The organism is Enterococcus sp. HMSC072F02 (assembly GCF_001837725.1).
GTDB lineage: Bacteria > Bacillota > Bacilli > Lactobacillales > Enterococcaceae > Enterococcus_B > Enterococcus_B lactis.
In genome coordinates this window covers 1-22,622 of record NZ_KV833978.1, presented here as the reverse complement: position 1 = coordinate 22,622, position 22,622 = coordinate 1, and the positions used below count along the sequence as shown (strand labels likewise).

General features: G+C 39.8%; 15 protein-coding genes and 3 pseudogenes. 13 read left to right on the top strand and 5 right to left on the bottom strand.

Annotation, left to right across the window (positions count from 1 at the left end; translation table 11 throughout):
- Positions 1-205: 205 nt before the first annotated feature.
- Together HMPREF2731_RS13615 and HMPREF2731_RS13610 are read left to right on the top strand one after the other, a co-directional pair.
- Positions 206-1,189, top strand: coding sequence for a tRNA dihydrouridine synthase (locus HMPREF2731_RS13615; protein ID WP_002329810.1), 984 nt, complete (start codon positions 206-208; stop codon positions 1,187-1,189).
- A gap of 324 nt (positions 1,190-1,513) precedes the next feature.
- Positions 1,514-2,551, top strand: a complete 1,038-nt coding sequence (locus HMPREF2731_RS13610; RefSeq protein WP_002336176.1) for a zinc-binding alcohol dehydrogenase family protein — start codon at positions 1,514-1,516, stop codon at positions 2,549-2,551.
- 85 nt (positions 2,552-2,636) lie between these two features.
- Here HMPREF2731_RS13610 and HMPREF2731_RS13605 read toward each other — a convergent pair whose 3' ends face one another.
- Together HMPREF2731_RS13605 and HMPREF2731_RS13600 are read right to left on the bottom strand one after the other, a co-directional pair.
- Entirely contained in the window at positions 2,637-2,960 is a 324-nt protein-coding gene (locus HMPREF2731_RS13605; protein WP_002336177.1) for an AzlD domain-containing protein, read from the bottom strand.
- Positions 2,947-3,654, bottom strand: coding sequence for an AzlC family ABC transporter permease (locus HMPREF2731_RS13600; RefSeq protein WP_002315845.1), 708 nt, complete (start codon positions 3,652-3,654; stop codon positions 2,947-2,949). The genes HMPREF2731_RS13605 and HMPREF2731_RS13600 overlap by 14 nt, the downstream gene beginning before the upstream one ends.
- A gap of 459 nt (positions 3,655-4,113) precedes the next feature.
- On the opposite strand from HMPREF2731_RS13600, the gene HMPREF2731_RS13595 reads away from it, so the two are divergent.
- The 9 genes and pseudogenes from HMPREF2731_RS13595 (at position 4,114) to HMPREF2731_RS13550 (ending at position 16,029) form a co-directional block, all read left to right on the top strand.
- Positions 4,114-5,001, top strand: coding sequence for an Rgg family transcriptional regulator (locus HMPREF2731_RS13595; RefSeq protein ID WP_002336178.1), 888 nt, complete (start codon positions 4,114-4,116; stop codon positions 4,999-5,001).
- Positions 5,002-5,560: 559 nt separating this feature from the next.
- Complete coding sequence (locus HMPREF2731_RS13590) at positions 5,561-5,854, top strand: WXG100 family type VII secretion target (protein WP_002310516.1); 294 nt, start codon at positions 5,561-5,563, stop codon at positions 5,852-5,854.
- Positions 5,855-6,234: 380 nt separating this feature from the next.
- A complete protein-coding gene (gene esaA / locus HMPREF2731_RS13585; protein ID WP_002336179.1) occupies positions 6,235-9,633 on the top strand; it encodes a type VII secretion protein EsaA in 3,399 nt (1,132 codons plus the stop codon).
- On the top strand, positions 9,630-10,139 hold the full coding sequence (locus tag HMPREF2731_RS13580; RefSeq protein WP_002329814.1) for a hypothetical protein: 510 nt from the start codon (positions 9,630-9,632) through the stop codon (positions 10,137-10,139). Before esaA ends, HMPREF2731_RS13580 begins: the two co-directional genes overlap by 4 nt.
- Position 10,140: 1 nt before the next feature.
- On the top strand, positions 10,141-10,419 hold the full coding sequence (locus HMPREF2731_RS13575; RefSeq protein WP_002329815.1) for an EsaB/YukD family protein: 279 nt from the start codon (positions 10,141-10,143) through the stop codon (positions 10,417-10,419).
- Entirely contained in the window at positions 10,416-11,585 is a 1,170-nt protein-coding gene (gene essB / locus HMPREF2731_RS13570; RefSeq protein ID WP_002329816.1) for a type VII secretion protein EssB, read from the top strand. Before HMPREF2731_RS13575 ends, essB begins: the two co-directional genes overlap by 4 nt.
- Positions 11,566-14,955: pseudogene (gene essC, locus HMPREF2731_RS15420) on the top strand (type VII secretion protein EssC); the annotation flags it as partial. The gene essB and the pseudogene essC, both read left to right, overlap by 20 nt.
- A pseudogene (locus HMPREF2731_RS13555) lies at positions 14,948-15,448 on the top strand (GyrI-like domain-containing protein); the annotation flags it as partial. The pseudogenes essC and HMPREF2731_RS13555, both read left to right, overlap by 8 nt.
- Before the next feature lie 98 nt (positions 15,449-15,546).
- On the top strand, positions 15,547-16,029 hold the full coding sequence (locus HMPREF2731_RS13550) for a GyrI-like domain-containing protein (protein ID WP_002329820.1): 483 nt from the start codon (positions 15,547-15,549) through the stop codon (positions 16,027-16,029).
- A gap of 141 nt (positions 16,030-16,170) precedes the next feature.
- Here HMPREF2731_RS13550 and HMPREF2731_RS13545 read toward each other — a convergent pair whose 3' ends face one another.
- A complete protein-coding gene (locus tag HMPREF2731_RS13545) occupies positions 16,171-16,638 on the bottom strand; it encodes an Rrf2 family transcriptional regulator (protein ID WP_002314309.1) in 468 nt (155 codons plus the stop codon).
- 122 nt (positions 16,639-16,760) lie between these two features.
- On the opposite strand from HMPREF2731_RS13545, the gene HMPREF2731_RS13540 reads away from it, so the two are divergent.
- Positions 16,761-17,612, top strand: coding sequence for an SDR family oxidoreductase (locus HMPREF2731_RS13540; RefSeq protein WP_002329821.1), 852 nt, complete (start codon positions 16,761-16,763; stop codon positions 17,610-17,612).
- Positions 17,613-17,947: 335 nt separating this feature from the next.
- Here HMPREF2731_RS13540 and nagE read toward each other — a convergent pair whose 3' ends face one another.
- Together nagE and HMPREF2731_RS13530 are read right to left on the bottom strand one after the other, a co-directional pair.
- Positions 17,948-19,906, bottom strand: coding sequence for an N-acetylglucosamine-specific PTS transporter subunit IIBC (nagE, locus tag HMPREF2731_RS13535; protein WP_002329822.1), 1,959 nt, complete (start codon positions 19,904-19,906; stop codon positions 17,948-17,950).
- A pseudogene (locus HMPREF2731_RS13530) lies at positions 19,903-20,775 on the bottom strand (PRD domain-containing protein). The gene nagE and the pseudogene HMPREF2731_RS13530 overlap by 4 nt, the downstream one beginning before the upstream one ends.
- Before the next feature lie 347 nt (positions 20,776-21,122).
- On the opposite strand from HMPREF2731_RS13530, the gene HMPREF2731_RS13525 reads away from it, so the two are divergent.
- Positions 21,123-22,391, top strand: a complete 1,269-nt coding sequence (locus HMPREF2731_RS13525; RefSeq protein WP_070873168.1) for a glycoside hydrolase family 73 protein — start codon at positions 21,123-21,125, stop codon at positions 22,389-22,391.
- Positions 22,392-22,622: the final 231 nt, after the last annotated feature.

The following is a 22,622-nucleotide window of genomic DNA, read 5'->3' as shown; positions in this document are numbered from 1 at the left end:
AGCGAATACCGAGGGTCAGCTGATTGAACACCATTTATTCCGGAAAATGGACTGTGATAAGATTTTTGTCACAGTCTTTTTTGTTCAATCAGAAACATCTTTTAAGCTGTTTACTTTGCTTCTTTTTTTGTTTCCTAGTATAATGACAATGTTTTTGAGAAAGATTGCGACTTCACTGCTTGATAGAATGGAGAGTAACAAACAAATGACTACTAATTTTTGGAAAGAGCTGCCAAAGCCTTTTTTTGTTTTAGCACCAATGGAAGATGTAACAGATGTTGTATTTCGCCATGTCGTAAAGCATGCAGCAGCACCGGATGTCTTCTTTACTGAGTTTACAAACTCAGACAGTTTCTGTCATCCAGATGGAAAAGATAGTGTACGAGGAAGATTGACCTTTACAGAAGATGAACAGCCGATGGTTGCCCATATTTGGGGAGACAAGCCAGAATTTTTTAGAGAAATGAGCATTGCTATGGCAGAAATGGGCTTCCAAGGAATCGATATCAACATGGGCTGCCCAGTTCCTAATGTAGCAGAACGTGGAAAAGGCAGTGGCTTAATCCTTCGTCCAGAAGTAGCGGCACAATTGATTGAAGCAGCTAAAGCTGGCGGTTTGCCTGTTAGCGTCAAGACGCGTATCGGTTATACGGAAATGTCTGAGATGGAAGAATGGATCAGTCACCTACTTCATCAAGATATAGCCAATCTTTCTGTCCATTTGCGTACGCGTAAAGAGATGAGTAAAGTAGATGCACATTGGGAAGTCATTCCTAAAATCATTGCTTTACGTGACCAAATCGCTCCGCAAACACTAATCACGATCAATGGAGATATCCCCGATCGCCGGACAGGAGAAGAATTGGCTGAAAAATATGGCGTAGATGGCATCATGATTGGCCGGGGGATTTTCAAAAATCCTTATGCATTTGAAAAAGAACCGAGAGAACATACAGAAAAAGAACTGATTGGCCTACTTCGTCTGCAACTAGATCTGCAAGATCATTATTCAGAAATCATCCCACGTTCGATCACAGGACTGCATCGTTTCTTTAAAATCTATATCAAAGGATTTCCAGGAGCAAATGACTTGCGTGTTCAGTTGATGAATACGAAATCTACCGATGAAGTACGAGAGATCTTAGACACCTTTGAAAAAGAACATCCAACACTTTTCAGTGAACAATGATTTCTTGCTTGAACACCGTGAATCAGAGGTCGTGAAAAAGCTGTCCTGCATCAAGTCATAAGAACAGCCAAACAAAAATAGCTCCTCATATTTTATGAATATTGTAACTTGTGACCGAAGAGTTGGTAGGAGAACACCGTTTATCAGAGGTTGTGACAAAAGTCTTGTCGCAACCTCTTTTTTAACCAAAAAAGTGCAAATAGTTTACTTTAAGTAAGAGAATAATTATGATGGATAAAAAAGGTGGAACAAATAACATACTATATATATTGAAATGAACATTGTATGGATGCTCCAACTTGATGAAGCTAAGGAGGAATTCGTATGTCAGAAAAGGAATTAATGAAGGTAGTCGGTTTTTATGAAGGGTTGCCGATTGATGATCCAAAAAGCTTTATGGATGAAAAAGAACAGGTACCTGTACCCACTTCACAGGATCTTCTGGTAAAAGTCAACGCAGTATCTGTCAATCCTGTCGATACGAAACTTCGCCAAGATAATGGGATAAGAAATGCTTTGCGTATCTTAGGGTTTGATGGGGTCGGGAAAGTCGTTGCTGTAGGTGATGAAGTGCAAAAATTTTCTGTCGGCGATCGCGTGTTTTATGCAGGTACAACAACAAGAGCAGGAAGCAATCAAGAATACCAACTGGTTGACGAACGTATTGCCGCTCTTGCACCGAAAAATCTGTCAGATGAAGAAGCCGCAGCGTTGCCATTGACTTCATTGACCGCTTATGAATTGTTATTTGAAAAATTTGGTCTGATTCCAGAAGAAAATGCCAACCGCGGGAAAAAAATCTTAGTGATTAACGGAGCTGGGGGCGTCGGTTCGATTTTGAATCAGCTAGCGCATTGGGCTGGTCTAGAAGTCTATGCGACTGCAAGTCCGAAGAATTTTGAATGGCTGAAAAAAACAGGCGTAGACTATCCAATCGATTATCATCAAGACTTAAGTAAAAGTTTTCGTGAATTGGGAATCGATCAAGTAGAGTATGTCGCTGTATTATTCGATATTACCCGCTATTTTGATCAAATCAAGCACCTTGTCCGACCATTTGGACATGTGGGAACGATCGTAGGAATCAAAGAGCCGTTAGACATAGGTGTTTGGAAAAACCAATCTATCAGTTTCGACTGGGAGTATATGTTCGCTAAAACAGACTATAACTATGAAATCGAAACGCAAGGAGAAGCTTTAGCGCACATTGCTGCTTTAGCAAACGAAGGGATTATCCGCAGTACATTGAGCAAGGTCTATTCAGATGGGATCAATGCGAAGAACTTGAAACAAGCAACCAAAGACGTAGAAACAGGACATATGTTAGGAAAAGTCGTTGTTAGTGGTCCGTTCAACGGATAAGCAATAATACGCCGATTTTCTTCTTATTATAAATAAAAAACAAGAGCGCATGACAGTAATTTGTCATAAGCTCTTGTTTTTTTATTTATAATAAGCGAATCAATGAAAGGGAAAGAATACTTACCAAGACGATCACCAATAAGCTTTTTGAAAGAATAGCAGCTAAAAGCGTAGGAACTGAAGCCAAAGCATTTTCGAGATTGATCTGCGGCAGATGTCCGATGTTCTGGGTAAATAGACTGCTGAACCATAAAGCAGACATAATGACGATTGGGACAAAACTTAAATACTCAAGCAACGGTCGCGGTAAGTCGAATTTTTTCAGTAAGACAAACGGTAGGACCCTAGAAAGCCAAGTCGCTAGAGTACAACCTAAAATAGTCAGCAATGTAAACTCAAAAGAAGGCATGTTTGATCCACACCCCCAATCCGCACCCGATCAGTGTTACAACTACGATCACTAAGTTGCTTGGGATAAAAATCAGTCCGACATATACCAGAATCAAAGTGAGACCAATCAGAATCAACTGTAATCGTTTAGAGGTGTTTCTATCAGAAATGACTTGAAGATAAAGTAAGCCGATAAACATAGCGACGATGGCGAAATCCAAACCAAACTTTTTCGGATCAGTAATAAAATTACCTAAAAGTGCGCCAACAAGAGAAGAACCCACCCACGTCAAATAAGAAATCCAATTAGCTGTATTCATCCAACGAAAGTTTAACTTTTGTCCCGTATAGTTCAATTTATTCATTCCCAGAGCGAAACTTTCATCTGTCAGCAATGTGCCAATGAGCAGATTTTGAATCAGCCGATTTTTCTTGAAATAAGGGGCGATCGTCATACTCATCAAAATCATTCGGGAATTGACTAGAAAGGTCGAGAGAACGATGGAAAGCAACGGACTGTGGCTAGCAAGCATACTAACCGTGATAAATTGGGCGGAACCAGCATAAATCAGCAGGGACATCAACGTGACGACCAGCGGATGAAACCCGGCAGCTTTCCCAACGATACCAAATGCAAGTCCAATACCGATATAACCAAAAACGGTAGGTAACGTGTCTTTGATCGCAGTTTTTATATCTAACTTTTCATCCAATAACAAAACTCCTTTAGCACGACATAAATTTTCATAATTGTCGTCAAACTTGTGAATATTCTAAATTTTTATTTAACGTTTGTCAATGGTAAATAGTTCATACGAGGGGCATACTTAGAAGATAAAATTCTACTAGAAAAAATAAAAATGAGTATTTTTCATATAGCAAAAATAAAATAACGTATTATATGTATTAATTTACCGCTTATTCTTTATCCCCTAATGGATTGCAAAATTATAAAACAACTATTATGATTAAGTTTTTTTAAAAATACTGGTAAATGAACAATTGGTTTTAACAGCGATGATATCATGAAAAACAAGGAACGTCTTACGAAAAAATGATTTTTAGAAATGAAAAATGAAGATCTGATGGATTGGTATATGTTATTTCATACAAAATCATGTTGCGATTGTTTTCAACTGAAGGAGAGCCATATTTATAAAGGAGTTGGCAAAATGGAAGTATGGGAGATCATCGAATTTGTTCGAAAGCAAAAAGGTATCTCCGTAGCAGAATTATGCGGAAAGGAAGTCAGCCGATCCGTTTACGAACGGTTTGTAAAAAATCAAGCAGACACGACAGTTAGCAAATTTTCACATTTTTTACAAAAACTCAATCTTGGTTATGATGAACTGAGGATATTCGATTATCCGCCGGAAGTGGCAAACATGGACCGGATGATGAAAGAAATGGTTTTAGCATTTATGAATCAAGATAAAGAAGAATTGCAACATTTGATCAGCCTGTGCGAAGAAAAAGGAGACATCACTCAAAAGGAGAGACATCTAGCTAGTTTATGCAAATTACTGATTGCTCGTATAGTAGATGAGCCAATTGATGTTGCTGATTCAGAAGTTTATCAGTATCTGATTTATGCACAGACATGGACGAACTATGAGTTGGTGTTATTCAATCATTGTATGTATGCTTTTGATCCATTCTTTATCGATTTAGTGTTAGATAAAGCATTAGTCAGTATTTCCGCTTATCAAAACAGCAAGGATCGAAAGAATGAGAGCTTTCGGATGCTGGCAAACGCGATTATCCATTTTATCCAGCAGCAACAACGCGGACTAATTTGGAAATATATCTCAAAACTTGAAGCAGTCTTTTTAGAAGAAGATATGTTCTTTGAACGAAATCAGTATTCCCTACTCACTGGAATCTGGGAGATGATCAAAGGAAATGAAAAAGGAAGACAAAAAGTAAACCAAGCGTTGCAGATTTGTCAGCAACTTGGTGCAACGAAATATCATAAAATGAATCATGAACTTTTGAGAAATGTAGAAAGAATCTATGAAATCGATTTTCAATTAGACGAATTACTAGTAGTAGACAAATAAAAAGAGAGACAGCCGAGGTGTTACATCAAATACCTTGGGTATTTTTTTGCATGAAAAATATCAAAAGGATAATGAGACAATAAAAATCAAATCAAAAAAAATTTTTTCAAATATTTACGTACTTAATAAATGGGAGAATATTCACCACATATAAAACGAAGGAGGATCATCTGCATTTACAAGAGGGAATATTCGTTCTGGATAGAAAGAAAAGGGGGACAGAGGAGTATTGTCAAGTAAATATTAGCCGTTTTTTTTATATTTTTTTGAGAAAGAACATAAAACATTAAAATATCAGCCAGTTTTTAAGAATTATTTCAAAGTGATTTGTAATAAATTTAAAAAGGTCATACTTAGAAAAATATGTGAGATTAGAAATAATTTATATAGTTATTTTTCTTGGATTTTTGACCAGTCAAAAAAGGAGGAATAAGGAGGCAAAATAACACGTCGTATACGACACATGATGTGCGTGAATGCTACATTTTGACCACAGAGACAAAAAATAGTTTATGATGTACGCGTAACAAAAAATAACTTTTTATTAGGAGGAACAAACATGGCAGGAGCAATTGCAGTCACACCCGAACAGCTTAAATCACAGGCAAAGGTCTACCAGCAGGCAGCATCTCAAATCCAAGATGCGATCAGAAAGGTCAATTCCATGAACCAACAAATCGCTCAACAATGGAAAGGACAAGCCTTCCAAGCATATTTAGAGCAATACAATCAGCTGGAAGGAAATGTCAAACAGATGGAGCAGTTATTGGAAAGCATCAATCAACAGTTGAACAAGTATGCTGACACTGTGGCAGAGCGGGATCGTCAAGACGCTGGCTCATTTGGATTTTAAGCAATAAGGCAATAATAATTATTCAGTTTTGAGTGATCAGCAGACACATGACCTCATCGAGCATGGTCGTTCCTCACGGCTTAATATCGTAAGAAAAAATGGATGACAATGTTTTTCTGCATTTTTTGATGGCGTTCGCTTCTCACTGAAAAACTGAATCGGCACATGAAGCCAGATTCAGGAGCAAGAAGAGGCTGGAGCCACTATTTTTCCAGCCTCTCCTCACTGTTCCTGCTTTTGGCTAAAAGTGCGCTGAGAAACTATCTGCACTAAGGCCAATTTTTGTACAAACTTTTGAAGAAGTTTCTGCAAAAATTTGTCTTACTGCGTAGAGCCAATTGTTTTTAACCGCATTTATTTTAAGGAGTGGAAGAGTTTAGATGTTAACTGATTTTAGAAGGAACATTTCATTATTTCTAACAATTGCCGCTAGCTTATTTTTACTGCTTTTCTTTCTTTACTTAGGTTTCAAAGATGAGAACGTCACGATCAGTACAACTGATCTTACAGGGAAAATGCAATATGCACTAGTAAACGAAGATAAAGGAGCAGTCTTTGAAGGCAAAAATTATTCATTAGGTTCGGATTTTGTGACATTGATCAATAAAGACAGTAAAAATCGCTGGGAAACCACCACTCGAAACATCGCTACAGCTGGTGTAGAAAGCGGGCAATTTGATGCTCAAATCATCATTCCCCAAGATTTTTCTGAAAAATTGCTCTCGCTGCAAAGTATCAATCCGGAAAAAGCATTGATCGAATATCAAGTTCGAGATGGACAAAATGAAATCACGAATCAAATGATTCAAGACAATGTCAACACGATCTTAACGGACTTCAATCAGCGGATTATCCAAATGTATTTTTCCAGTATCGTCGGGAATTTATTTGAAGCACAGCAAAATGTGAATCAAATCGCCGGAACACAAGTAAACTATCAGACGAATTTGGAATCATCTATTTACAGTCCATTCAAAGAAATCCCAGGCAATTATACGAATGTGCTGGAAACAGCCAGTATTTTAGACACAGACAATCAGTCTTTTACTGCCCAGCAGCAAGCCTTTGTCCAGTCGGTCAAAGAGTTGCTGGACAGAAACAATCAAGGATTAGAAGGAGGCAGCCAATCGACTGAAGCAGTCAAAGAATCGGTCGAGGACTACACGAAGCAGGCAAATGAAAAACTGAAAGAATCGATCAGACAATTCAATGATCAAGTAGCGATGCAAAAAAAGCAGCTCAACGAACAATGGGAAACAGATACGGCAGACTATAAAAAGCAGCATGATCAATTGAATGAAACAATCTTGTCCCAGTTGGGTGATTTTTATACCAGCAATGAACAAGAAAGCACAGGTGTGTACGCCGGTTTTTTATCAGAATCGGTTCTTTTCCAAGTGACACAAATAAAAAGAATCACGGAACTTCAGTCAGAAATCGGTGAGCTACAAGCCCAGACAGAACAGTTGACCCAGTTGAAAAGCCAGATTGCAGCGACTTATTATAACGATCCTGCAGCTACTCCTGATACAGCAACCACCGAGCAAGTGAAAACAGCTATCCTCCAGCTGATTTCCGATTTGGGAGGGAACGCACCCAAATTGAACGCTGAGTATCAAGGAACACTAGAGACCTCATTGGCTCAGATCCCAGACAAGAGCTTGGAACAGTTAGTGGACGAATTAGCAAAACAGCAAGTGATCACACCTGATCAAGCTTCCCTTTACTTGGATGAACTGGCAATCGTCCGAAAATACGCCAATGATTTGAACAAGCCATTGGGAAAAGAGGTCCATTTCACGTATTTAGATCCTAGACAAGGACATCCTGAAATGATCACCATTCCGCAGCAAACAGTCACGCTTTCCATGGACCCGACAAAAGAGAATACTTATTCGATCCAATTACCAGCTGATTCGCAAGAACAAGTCAGTGTGATGCTAGATGGTCCCAAGCTGCAAGAAATCGAACAGTTAGTGAATGATGAACTGCATCCTTATCGCTATCAAACTACGATCATCGACCATTCAGATCATCAATTTACATTCGCAGCACCTGAAAAAATCGAAGAAACGGAAGAAAGTACACAAGATTCAACAGATGACCCGCAAGAAAAAGAATTGCCGAAACAGGTGACATTCACGGTCAACCTGCCGATCATCTGGCATTTGAACTCAATAGAACAAGCGACATCTTATAATGAACTTTACTATTCATGGTGCAGGAACGAAACGGTCCAAAGCGATCATCAGTATGCCGTCTATCTCCCGATGGATCAGCCGCTGATCGATGATGTGCCTAAAATTCTGACACATTTACAAGCACTGGATACTGCTGCGCAGCAAATCGCGACTCTTTTCGGTAATCCGAACCAGTCGTTATCAGTCCAGTCTTATGCTGCCATGATCCGTGCATCAGAAAACCAAGGGAAAACAGTTCTGGAACTAGCTAAAGACCAATCGATCTATCGTCGGTATGACAATATTACGAATGCTGAGAAACAAACGGTCATTACCGATAAATTATATGAAGAATACAAGAAATCAGGAGACAGGATCTACAAGGACACCGAGACTCAGATCAATCGACTGCAAGCGGTCATTGGGCATGAAACAGATCAGAATAAAGAAGAAGCCAGCCCTACGCTTTACGGCACATTGAATCTGATGACCATCCCGGAAAAACTGCTACAGGAAGCAGATAAATTGAATCGATGGTTCACAGATGCCAACCGGCAAATCAAGGATTCATACAATGCATGGGGCGAAACAGCAAAAATCGAAGCCGCATCAGTGATCAATGAAGAAAATCCGCATCCTGAAGAAAACGAGACGAAACAAATTGCCACCCAAACAGAGTCTTTAGTCCAAACGATGCAAGAACTGATGCGATCATCCAAAGAAACGGCTGCTAGCACCGAGAAATCTGCTGCAGAAGTCAAAGATATCGCGCCGGTAATCGAAGAATTAAAAACAACGACAGCTGATGTTCAGACAAATGCAACAACGATCCTCACCAATCTGGATCAATCGATTCAACAATCGAAGCAAATAACGAAAGAAAACGAAGAATATGCAAAGACCTTTGAAAAAGTGTTGTCCAACACGAAAAACGGCGGAGCAGACAATACACAAGTTTTCCATTTTCTGTCACGGCCGATCCAAGGAAAAGGTGTGTTCGGACAAACAAGACAAATCTCGTTAGTTCCTTATTACGCAACATTAACTGGCGCGATTCTGCTTATGGTCGCAGGGCTTTCATTACTAGGATTTATGAAAAAACGTAAAGTGACAGAAGCCAATCTGCTGGTTCAGCCGACAAGGATATGGCTGAACGTTCCTAATGTCTTCCTTCTTTCGTTTGTGACGATCTTACTTGCCGGTTTTTATGCTGGTGCTACCAGTGCAAGTGCTGGCACGGCGAATCGCTTGTTGTGGTTCAGCTATGCCTTTTTGACCTTTGCCAGCATGCAGCTGCTTGTCACAGGCTGTTTACGGCAATTCAAGAAACTTACCTTATATGGTTACGGCAGCGTTCTAGGATTGTATTTCATACTCACACCATTATTAGGAGTGACGGTCAAAATAGGTTCATTCACCGAGTTTCTCTATCGGCTGTCACCGCTCCAAAATATCCAAAATGGTTTCACAGTCCTGCTGAATGGCGGCCGTATCGGTTGGGTCAGTTATCTTGTGATCGCCATCCTTCTTGTTTTAGGACTGTTTCTGAATCTCATTGTTCTTCCTGAAGAACAAGATAGAAAAGAGCGTGAATCATGAATAAAAAAAGAAAAATCTGTTGGATCATCGGTATTTTGAGTGTTCTTTTTCCTATTAGCTTCGACGGAACACGTGTGCATGCTGAACAAGGGTCTCTTACAATCAACAATCAGGTAATCTATGAGGATCAGCAAACGGAAGCAGGCGGAAACGAGGTCTCTTTTGCCATCAATGACTTGTTTTTGGCGGAGAAAGAAGCGAAAGATCAGCAATTGAAAGCAAAACAAAAAGAACTGGTCTCAACTGCACAGGAAAAAATATTTTTTGAGGAAACGACTGAGCCAGAAGCTCTTGACCAAAAAGTAATGCCTTATCTCTTCAAAGAAGGAGACACTGTTGCTTCAGTCCAAAGTACTTCTTCTTCAACCATGCAGCAAAGGAAAGTAAATCAGCTGGTTACCTTTAGCGGCTATGTTCTTGGCGGAAGCCTATGCATAGGAATCGGTCTATTTTTAGGGAAACAATTAGCTTATCACAAAAATAAAAGGAGCAGGAGTGGCGTGTAGCATGGAAAAAGGTACAACAATCAGTATCAGTCTGCATACAGTTGATCGGATCATCGATCTGAAAGTCCCAAGCCAAGTCACTGTGGCACGACTGAAAACAATTTTACAAGAGTCGTTTCCAATCATTCATATCCGACTTCCCGAAAATTTTGAATTGGCTCTTTTGAATAAACCCATTCATTTGAGAAATGAGGCCATCTTAGCTGATTATTCTTTAGGCAATGGCGATCAGTTACAAGTGATCGAAAGACAAAAAAACAGGGAGGAAAACCCACTGTGAGAGAAATACAGAACATCGACCAAACCATTGGATTTATGAATGAGACTAACGCTGTAGAGGTGACTCTGCAGGCCAATCAGTATAGGCTGGACAAACTGACACAGTATCAGCACTTTTTAGCACCTGGTATCCGAATGCTGTCAGGAGAGATTATAGAAGCAACAGAAGAAAAGCTGGTTATTCGCTATAAAAAAGAAACGGCTACCTTGCCGCTTGAACAAGTCGTCAAAAAAGAAGAACTTTTCCAACGTTTGCTGCTGGCACAAAAAATCCATTTCTTAACGGATTTTCTACACCGTCCAGCTCAGCCTTTCCTCCATCCTGCTAATCTATTCGTTCGTGGAGAAGAACTAGTTATCGGGCACCGAGGATTTATGGAAACGATCGTCCCTTATATCAATGAAGAAGATGATTTTATCAAGCAATATCGGGCATTGGTCCTTTATATCCTGCATCCTAGATTAAACTATGAACTGCTGATCGAAGGCAGCGGTACGCTGAAAGATGCCTTTACAAAAAAAATAAACGAAGCAGATACGATCGAAATCATCGATCAGTTGCTAGCAACGGAGATTCTGAAGCAAAAGCAAAAACGAGCCAAAGAAACACAAGTGGTCAGTAAAAGAAATCATCAGATTTTTAAGTGGAGCAGCTTGGTATTGGGGGTATCGACAATCGGATTTGCTGTTGCGACAGGGATCTATGCTCTGGATAAACTCCCGGCACAAGAGCGTATCAGTTCCGCTGAGACACAATATATCGCCAATGATTACGCTGGTGTTTTGAATACGTTGAAAGAAGACGAACCTGAAAAACTGCCCACTGGTGCTAAATATGTTGCCGCAGTCAGTGCCGTACAACTGGACAATTTGTCCAATGAACAAAAGGCAGCTATTTTAAATAACTTGTCCCTTAAATCGAGCGACAACACATTGCTTTACTGGATCTATGCTGGAAAAGGGAACTTCGATAAGGCACTGGATGTCGCTAAGAATCTTGGTGACAATCAATATATCTTACACACTTATACCAAGTTATACGATGCAACAAAGACCAACAACAAGATGAAAGGTGAAAAAAAACAAGAATTGCTCACAAAGTATGAAGAAGAGATCAATAAATACATGAAGTTGTTAGGAGGAGAAGATGGAAATGAAGCCAACTGATCGGTTCGTCCCATTAAGTGATCAAATCCGGACATCTGTAAAGATCCTCTTTGATATTTTTTATTTTGGTGAAACGTTCGTCCATGAACAACTCACCGAGAAACAGCGTCAAGTCGTACTTAACGGTCAAAGCTTCACTTATGAAGACCAGAAGTTATTGTGTGACGGAAAACCAATCAAGTCAGATGAACACTTGCTGATTTTAAGACATGAAGAGCTGGAAACTGTTTTTACGAATAAACCCAAAAAAGATTTTCTGATCTCCGGAGCGAAAAAATCGGCAGTTTTTTTAGAAACAGATGCATTGATCTCAATTCCTATCGATCCTAAAACCAAAGAATATCAGCTGAAGATCTATCCGAGTAAGGAACGTGTTTACTACAACGATCAGCTTATACAAGAAGGTACATTTTCGTTTGGCGTAGGAGATCGGTTGATGGTCGATCGTTTAGTGATCGAAGTCCGGGAAAAGCAGCTGCGTTTCACCAGTCTGGGCACAAACTATCAGCTGGATCCATGGAAACTGGTAGAAGAAACGTTTCTTCCCGAATATCCGAATGATTTCCCATTTTTTAGAAGAAGCCCGCGTATCCATTTGAAAGAACCAGCGAATGAAATCGAGATCCTTGCACCGAAACCAAAAGAAACAGAAGGCAGGAATGACTTATTGAAAACAATCGTGCCACCACTTGGTATGGTCGTTTTAAGCGGTGCCACAAGTTTTCTTAGCGGAGGAAACCCGATCATGATGCTGAGCATGGGTGGTGCGAGTCTATTGACAGCTGGTTTTTCAGTTTCCAGTTATCTGACCAATAAAAAAGAAACGAAACGAACAAACGAGGAACGGGAAACCACCTACCGCCAGTATATGCTTCAAAAAAAATCAGAACTGAACAAGCTGCAGCAAAAACAAAAAGAAGCGTTAGCGTATATGAATCCTTCTATAGATGATTTGGCTGTGATGGCTAAAGAATATCATGCGCGGATCTATGAGCGTATGAGCCGCAATGAAGATTTTTTGAATATTCGAGTGGGCACAGGAGAAATCATCTCCAGTTTCAAGACGAACTACCAGCCAGCAGAAGAAGATGATTTGAGCAAAGAAGCAGAAGAACAGCTCGTCTGGCCTTATAAACAGTTGGACGAAGCGCCAATCGTCGTTCCGCTAAAGGATCAGACGCTAGGATTAGCAGGACCATCTGCTGTACTGCGAACCGCCGTCCAAACCATCCTTTTCCAATTATCGGTTCTTCATTCGTACCGAGATGTCGAATTCATCACATTGGTTCCGGAAGCGGATTATCAAAAGGAGTGGAGTGCCTGGCGCTGGCTGCCCCATACGAAGATCCGACATTTGAATCTTCGGGGAATCGTCCATCACGCACAGTCACGGGACATGGTCCTGAATTCCTTTTATCAAATGCTGACAAAGCGACGCCAGCAAGTCAAAGAAGCCGGAAATGAAACAGTTGTTTTTCAGCCGCATTACATTTTTTCGATCCTTGATGAAAGCTGGCTTTCAGGTCATGGATTGAATGAATTTCTGGCTGAAGACATGAGTCTTTACGGTGTGACAGTCATTTGGGGAAAAGAAGCCTTGAACATGCTGCCGGAGACAACGACAACGCTCATCGAATATTAAAGTAGTGAATCTGCTACCCTGATCAATCAAAACAGCGAATACATCAATCAGACCTTCTTGCCAAATCATCTGCCAACTAGCTATCCACTGGAGCAAGCCATCCAGCGTTTAGCGAACCTGCAGCACGTGGAAGTGGAGAAGAATGCGGTGCCGGAAAGTCTTAGTTTATTAGATCAATACGAAGTGAAAAAAATAGAAGAACTTTCTATTCGGACTCGCTGGTTGAAAGCTGAACCAAACAAATCAATTCGTTCTTTGATTGGTTGGAGAGGAAAATCGGAGTATGTCTATTGGGATCTGCATGAGCGGGTTCATGGTCCACATGCACTCGTTGGAGGAACGACTGGTTCAGGAAAATCGGAGTTTTTGACCACCTATTTGCTAGGTTTGGCGATTAATTTTTCTCCAGAGGATATCGGAATGCTGATTATTGACTGGAAAGGTGGAGGAATTGCAAATACATTAGAAAAATTACCTCATTTCATGGGGGCAATTACTAATCTAGATGGTGCAGGGACGGCTCGTGCATTGGCAAGTATCAAAGCAGAACTGAACAAAAGACAAAGAGAGTTTGCTAAATATGGAGTAAACAATATCAATGGATACATGAGTTTATATAAACAACGTCTAAACCCTAATCCAGCTATCACTTATCCTAGTAAACCATTACCACATTTGATTTTAGTTTCAGATGAATTTGCTGAATTAAAAGCAAATGTTCCTGAATTCTTAGAAGAATTGACCTCAGTAGCACGAATCGGCCGATCGCTAGGAGTCCATTTGATTCTAGCCACACAAAAGCCATCTGGTGTGGTAAATGACCAGATTGAAGCAAATAGTACAAGTAAAATCGCACTTAAAATGGCTAGTGTCCAAGATTCGAATGAATTACTAAAAACCCCAGATGCTGCTCAAATCATAAATCCTGGTCGTGGTTATCTTAAAGTTGGCGAAAATGAAGTATATGAATTATTCCAAAGCGGTTATGCCGGTGTTTCATATGATCCAGACAAAATAATCGAAGAGAATGTGGACGAACGGATTTTTATGATCAATGATTTAGGGCAATCAGAGGTGCTCTATAATCCTGGTGAGGAAGTGATTCAAGGAAAAGATACTAGCGAATTACCAACGCAACTAGAGGCAGTGATTGACAAGATCGATCAAATTTTTCAACAGTCGGATTATATCCTCCCCGAGAAGCCTTGGTTACCCAATCTGGAAGACCAGATCGTGACGCCGTCTGTGAAAGAAACGAAAGAAAGAAAAATGGATATCCCGCTTGGAGTAGTAGACATACCGTCCAAACAAACACAAGAAATCTATAATTATGATTTGGTAAAAGCTAGCCACACTGCTATATTTGCAAGTCCGGGGTACGGAAAATCAACAATATTGCAAACGATTACGATGAATCTTTCACGTCAGAACACGCCGGATCAGATTCACTTTCATTTATTGGACTTTGGGAATAATGGTCTATTGCCATTAAAAAATTTGCCTCACACAGCAGACATTGTCACTTTGGAGGAAGACGAAAAGCTGCAAAAAATGTTGGATAGGATTTCTCTTGTATTAACAGAAAGAAAACAGTTATTCAAAGAATGCGGCGTAGCAAATCTTGAACAATATGAAACGAAAAGGCAAATAACATTACCAATCGTTGTTACAGTCCTTGATAGTTATGATGGTCTAAGCACGGATGATACGCGTAAGGAAAAAATCGATGGAATTTCGTATCGAAAAGAAAGAACAGTTTTATGTGGCAGGTGTGGCGAAAAAAGTCCCTGTCCAATTTGAAGGAGTTAATCAAGAAATACAAAAGTTAGCGCAGACGATCACGGAGACTCAAAGGGAAGAGATGCATAAGTTAGGAGATTTATATCCACATCAAGTAATCAACGCTTCTTATGGATTTGATGGAGACCGCTTGGAAGAAAAGGGTAGTTTGATGCACATGATCGGCTTTGCTACGACAAAAGAAAATCCGTACGCTGATTTAGAAATGTTTGCTATAGAAGAACACACTTGGGCCATTTTTCCTAATAAAGGACCATTTCCCCAAACTTTACAAGACACTTGGGGGAAAATCTATGCAGAATGGCTTCCTTCTTCAGATTATGAGTTAGTTGAAGCTCCCGAGATCTCTTTTACAAAATGGGGAGAGGACTTCAGTCATGTTTACAGTGAAATTTGGATTGCAGTGAAAGCAAAAAAATAGTTAAAAAATGAAAGTATCCCTACAAGAAGAGCGTAATCGTGTCATTTCTCTTTAATTTTATGTAAGATGAACTTAACATAATAGAAAGGGTGGGAGAAATGGCAAAGTATAAGATTGAAGAAAAACCAGAGTTTGCAGTGACAGGTATTGGTGTGGAATTGAAAAGTAGCAATACAGATTTTGTCGGTTTGGCAGCAGAGAAGCAAGCCTTTGAGCAAAAAGTCATCAGTGACGGAACAATAGACACCTTGAAACAATCTGCTGAAAATCATTATTTCTTTACAGTCAACGAACCCTATGACGGGAAAATGATGTACTATGTCGGTGTTCAAACGAGTCAGGATATTCCTAACACTACGAGAATCATCCCATTTCCAAAAGGAACCTATCTCATTGTAAGCGCTTCTGCTGAGTCGTCTGAAGAGTTGAGAAATGATTTGACGAATACGGCCTTTGGACATGTTTTAAGAGAAGTAGAAGATTACGCCTATGTTGGGGGACCGAATGCTGTCGTTGAAATGGGTGTTGCCGATGGGAAATACATTGGAGAAATCTGGATACCGGTAGTCAACAAACCATGATAATATAGAGGTCGTGAAAGTAGCGTTTTGACCTGAGCATTAGAGAGGAAAAAGAGGCATGACAAGGATTTTGTTCCTGGGAGAATAAAAGAATTTATGTAGACGATTCCGATCAGAAAAATGCAGGCCCAGTAGAGAGAATTATAAAAATCTCTCTACGAGGCCTGTGTTTTCTGGTCTTTTTTCTTTTTCCAAAACGGCTATTTTATGTATCAGACTATCAAGTGTGATCTTAGCCATTTCTTCTTCTGCTTTTTTCTGCAGCCGAGCGTAGCTTTCTTCTAAAGCTTCCTGGATATTTGCACCAACGACGCAATTTGGGTTTGTTTTTGGATCGACTTGGATAAGCTGTGTATTACCTTCAATGCTACGATAGACATCTAGTAAAGAAATCTGATCTGGTCTTTTGGCAAGGGAAGGTTGCGGTTTTCCGGTTTTTGTAAGGATCAAGCCGGATTTTTTGAGCTGACTCATGATTTTACGTACATTTGCTGCATTTGTTTCGATACTGCTGGCAATCATCTCACTAGAAAGCAATCGGGTATCTTGAAACATTTCAATATAGGCAAGTACATGGATTGCATCACTAAATTGCAGAGAATACTTCATCAATTGTCATCCTTTCATTTTTTTTGCTTGACTTATCTTACCACACTCTTTATGATAAAGGTGTAATTTATAAATGTACAGCTTTAAATCTTAACAAATAAAAGGAATAAGGAGTGGGAAAGATGCATTATTTAGTAACAGGAGCAACTGGAGGTTTTGGTGGTTATGCGCTGGAATTCTTAAAAAAGATGGTTCCACAAAATGAAATCTATGCACTAGTACGTAGTGAAGAAAAAGGAGAAGCACTGAAAGAAGCTGGATTTAACATACGTATTGGTGATTATGATGATTTAGATTCAATGAAAGAAGCGTTGAAAGGAATAGATCGATTGCTTTTTGTCTCTGGCGTTCCAGGAAATCGCCAAGCCGAACATGAGAATGTAGTGAAAGCAGCGCAAGCAGCCGGGGTATCTTATATCGCTTATACAAGTTTTGCAGATGCCGATCACTCAATCAGTGTATTAGCGCCAGATCACCAATTCACTGAAAAAACGATTAAGGATTCAGGTATTCCCCATACATTTTTACGGAACAATTGGTATGTAGAGAATGAATTACCTATCATTGGGCAAGCTTTAACAACTGGTCAATTCGTTTATGCTGCAGGAAATGGAAAAACAGGTTGGGCATTGAAACGTGAATATGCAGAAGCCGCAGCAAAAGTACTAGTAGAGAATGACTCCCTAGAAATCTTAGAATTATCCGGCCATCTAACTGACTATGAAGAATTAGCCAAGGCATTAGAGCGTGCGACAGGTAAAGAGTTAGAAATTATTGAAGCAAGTGATGCAGCGTTTGTCGAAAATCTAAAAGAAGCCGGATTCCCTCAAGAAGCAGCTGACATGTTTTTAGCGATCCAACATGATATCAAAAAGGGTCAGTTAGCTGTTTCTTCTGATGATTTAGAAAAAGTTTTGGAAAAACCATTAGTCTCTCTTGAAGCAGCATTGAAAGAAATATTGGATCAGGAATAATGGATGATATAAAGAGGTTGTGAAAAAGCCGCTTAGTTTTGAGTATGAAGAAAAATTTTATGAAAATGGCTTTCCACATTTTTGCATAAATTTGACTTCATGCCGATAAACTGGTTTTTGAACACCGTTTACCAGAGGTTGTAAAAAAGCTATTCTGCATCAAGTAATAAGAAGAGTCAAATAAAAAATAGCTCTTCATATGTTTCGTTTGGCTGGACTTATTACCGCGGAGTTGGCAGGAGAACGCCGTTTTTATTCGAAAAAAGCAGCTGAGACAAGATTTTTGTCTCAGCTGCTTTTGTTTATCGATAAAAAAGTCTGGGGAAGACGATGGATCAGGCTTTGTTGGAAACAGAGCCGATTTTATCATTTGCTTTTACATCACGTGCGGGTTTAATTTCTAGGTTTTGGACTTTGTCGCCATTTGTGAATACAACGACCATATCCGTGTTTTTGCCTGCAGATTGAATAGCAGCAAGATCAACTAAAGCAATCAATTGACCTCTTGCGACTTTTTGACCTTCTTCTACATATAAAGTGAATGGTTCGCCTTTTAAGTCAACGGTGTTGATGCCCATATGAAGTAAGACTTCGATACCAGAATCAGTTTGGATACCAACGGCATGTTTCGTTGGGAAAATGTTTGTGATCGTACCAGCGATTGGAGAGAAGATTTCTCCATTTTCTGGTAATACAGCATAGCCGTCACCCATCATTTTTTCTGCGAATACATCATCTGAAACTTCAGTGATTGGAATCAGTTTCCCATTTGCGATAGCGTAAATATCTTGTTCGATCGTTCCACCGGCAAACGTCTCTGTTTTAACCACAGTGTTTGTTTGTGTAGGTCGTGCTGCAGCGCCACCATGCAATTTTGCCATCTCATCTGCAACGAATTGTACTTCTGTACCTACGATGACTTGCGCATTTTTCCCATCAATGATTTTCATTCCAGGTACGCCAGTGGCTTTGATTTTGTTTTGATCGATCAGGCCTGTATCTTTGACTTGCAAACGAAGACGTGTAGTACAGTTGTCGATTGAAGTTACATTGTCAGCTCCGCCTAATGCAGCGTAGATTTTGTTTGCTTGTGCAGCATATTTATTGTCTGAATTAGTCGTTGCAGTATCGTCATCTGAAAGATCTGCTTCCTCGCGGCCAGGAGTCATCAGATGGAATTTTTTGATAGCAAAGTTAAAGCCAAAGTAGTAAATTACTGCTGTTACTAACCCTTGGACGATCAACATCAAAGGCTGATTCGCAATCGGATTTTTCAAAGATAGGAAGTAATCGACAAATCCGGCACTAAAGGCAAATCCTGCTGTCCAATGGAAGAATGCACTCACTGCTAAAGAAATCCCAGTGAAAATGGCATGCAAGACATATAATGGCCAAGCAACGAACATAAATGAGAATTCAAGTGGTTCTGTTACACCAGTAAAGAATGAAGCAAAAGCTGCTGCTAACATCAATGAAGCTGTTTTTGCTTTGTTTTCTGGACGTGCATTTCTGTAAATAGCATATGCTCCTGCTGGAAGCCCGAACATCATGATTGGGAAAAATCCAGCTTGATACATTCCTGTTACGCCTTTTGTTCCTTCAGAAGCCAAGAATTTACCGATATCATTGATTCCAGCTACGTCAAACCAGAACACGGAGTTCATTGCTTGATGCAATCCTGTAGGGATCAGTAAACGGTTGAAGAAGCCATAAAGACCTGCACCAACCCATCCTAAACTCAAAATGAATTTAGCAAAAGAAACTAAAGCAGAGTAAACCGGAGGCCATACGAGCAGTAGCACTGCACTGATCAGCAGCATGACGAAGGCAGCTAAGATTGGCACTAAACGCTTGCCGCTAAAGAAAGATAAAGCCATCGGTAATTTTGCTTCGTGGAAACGATTATAAAGAGCTGCCGCAATCAATCCGGCAATAATACCAATAAATACGTTACTGATCTGAGCAAAAGATGGATCAACTGATTCTGGTTTGATATTCAATAAAGTGGCTACTGAATCAGTTTTTAAAACATTTACGGGAACTTCAAATGCAACCAAACCTGCCAAGGCAGCAGCACCTGATTTGTCCACTGACATCCCTAGTGCTAACCCAACAGCAAATAGCAAAGGCAATTGACCTAAAACTGCGTTACCGCCAGCTTGTAAAAAATGAGCGACAATGTCGTTACTATAAGATGCCCACCAGTTTCCGATCCCTACTAGCAAAGCAGCAGCAGGTAAGACCGCAACTGGGAGTTGAAGGGAACGTCCCATTCGTTGTAGATATGCTTTCAATTTTTTTCCTCCTCATGATTGTTAACATTTGTTTGTACGATTGCGCTTCTTAAACGCTCGATATGGATGGCCAAGTAACCCAGTTCTTCTTTCGTGATCGCGAGCTGGTATTCTTTGGTCAGCAACACACGGATTTTTTTAGAAATCTTATAGCTTTCTGGGTATTTTCGTTTGACCATTTCTACGATTTCCGTATCTAAGACAGCATATTGTTGTGCATGGGTTCGTTGTAGAAGCAGTCGTAAATGATTCACCAGTCTTGAATAATTCAGTGAAAATGGTTCTGAATGGATATCTGTTTCCAATTCTGATTCCACTAAATGGATGATATCAGATACAATCGTCACTTCACGGATACTGCGATGGTTATTATTTCGACCGCTTCGTCCGCTGTGGATATGGATTGCGATATATCCTGCTTAGTCATAAGTGTATGGAATCCCAAGCTCTTTTGTCAGATATTCTACTGCCCATTGAGCAATACTGAATTCATCACTGTAAAGCACTTCGATTTCTCTCAAAAGCTTGTTGCGGATGACGATACCGTTATTGATGTTCTCCGCAGAAAAAGCAATGTGGTCGGTCAAAGCGATCAACACATGTTCATTCAGTTTCTCCATCAAGACAGTTTCCGCATGATCGATGATTGTTTCTGCTGCAAACAAAAAGCGTTCATCGATCTGATTGAGTAGATTTTGCAATTTGATTTGTCCTTCTGGCTCCATGACGAATATCCGCTCAATATCACGATCAAAGATCAAATCATTTCTTTTTCTGTCAAATCCAATTCCTTTTCCAATAGCTACTTTTTCCTGCCCACCGTCATCTACCAATACTGCATTTTGATTAAAGATCTTTTTGATTTTCATGCGCGCACCCTTTTTGAAGATTTGGTTTTCATGTCTGCTAGACCAGTTGATTGCGACCAAACAAAAATAGACACGAAAAACCTCCTAGGGAAACCATGTTCCTCAGAGATTTTTCATGCCTAGTATGATCTAGTCACATGAAACGAATTATTGTTAACGTAATCATTTTATATAGACAGTTATGTTTTGTCAATTCTTTTTTTATAATTATAGTAATTTAAAGGAATATATGAGGATCATTGAGAGCACAAAATAAAGAAACGTACGTTATTTAATTATGAGCATTGACTTACTTTTTTAGTTACACTGTTATTTAGGTAAAGTTTCATATTTAAAGGAGAAAAAGAATGAAAGCAAGAAATTTATTATTTAGCGTTATTCTTTTAGGAAATCTAGCAGTTGCCAACACAACCGTGCTAGCTGAAGAAACGACAGGAACAGTCACAGCTCAGACAACGAGTTCTTCAGAAATAGGAATTGAAAACGATACAGAAAGTACGTTGCAGTCAGCTACTGTCTCCGAAAATACGGTTTCAACTGAAGAATCAACAACAGGGACAACAGAACAACCGCAAACGGAAGAAAGCACATCAGCAGAAGCTCAGAAAAATCCAGAGAATGCGGAAGAAATCACGAACAAATTGACAGATGGACAAACATTGACACATACCCATCAAGCAGATTTGTCTGAATTCGAAAACTATACTGGCTACGCTTTTTCTGCCCGCTCATCTGCTAATTCTCAACAAGCATTCATTGATAGTATTGCATCCACTGCACAAAGCTTGGCAAGTGCCAATGACTTATACGCATCAGTCATGATTGCACAAGCAATCGTTGAAAGCGGCTGGGGGAACAGTACCTTGGCTTCTGCTCCTAATTACAATCTATTTGGAATCAAAGGAAGCTATAATGGCCAATCTGTTACGATGCCTACTTCGGAATATGTCAATGGACAATGGATTACGGTAAATGCTGCTTTTAGAAAATATCCTTCGTACAAAGAATCATTACAAGATAATGTGACGGTATTGAAGACGACTTCTTTCCAGCCGGGCGTGTATTACTATTCTGGTGCATGGAAAAGCAATACGAACTCTTACAAGGATGCTACAGCTTGGTTGACCGGTCGTTATGCCACTGCGCCTAATTATGGTGCTACACTAAACAATGTAATCGAGACTTACAATCTGACGCAGTATGATACAGCACCAACTTCAACTTCTCCAATGTATCGTTTATATAATCGTCATACAGGAGAGCATTTGTATACATTGAATGCCGGTGAAAAAAATTATCTGCCAACTGTAGGCTGGGAATATGAAGGAATTGCTTGGCAAGCACCAAACAGTGGACAGCCTGTCTACCGTTTATACAATCCTTACAGCGGAGACCATCATTACACAATGGCGCAATCTGAGATCAACTCCTTAACAAAAATCGGTTGGCGCTATGAAGGTCTAAGTTTTTACTCTGGTGGTTCCAAGCCAATCTATCGACTATTCAATCCAAATGAAAAAACTGGTACCCATCACTATACCTTAAGTGCGAAAGAAAGAGATTGGCTAACGCCAATGGGCTGGAGATATGAAGGAATAGGATTTTATGGTTATTAAAAAGAGGTTGTGACAGAAGTGGTCAGCTTCAAGAAATAAGAAGGAATTGACGACAATTGTTTCTCCAATTTTTGTGAGATTTCGGCTTATTCTCGAAGAAGGTACTTCTGGAACACCATGTATCAGAGGTTGTGAAATCAGCGTTTTGACCTGAGTATTAGAGAAACAAACGGGAAAATAGATCCTCATATTTTGTCGCTTGTTGAGCGAATACCGAGGGTCAGCTGATTG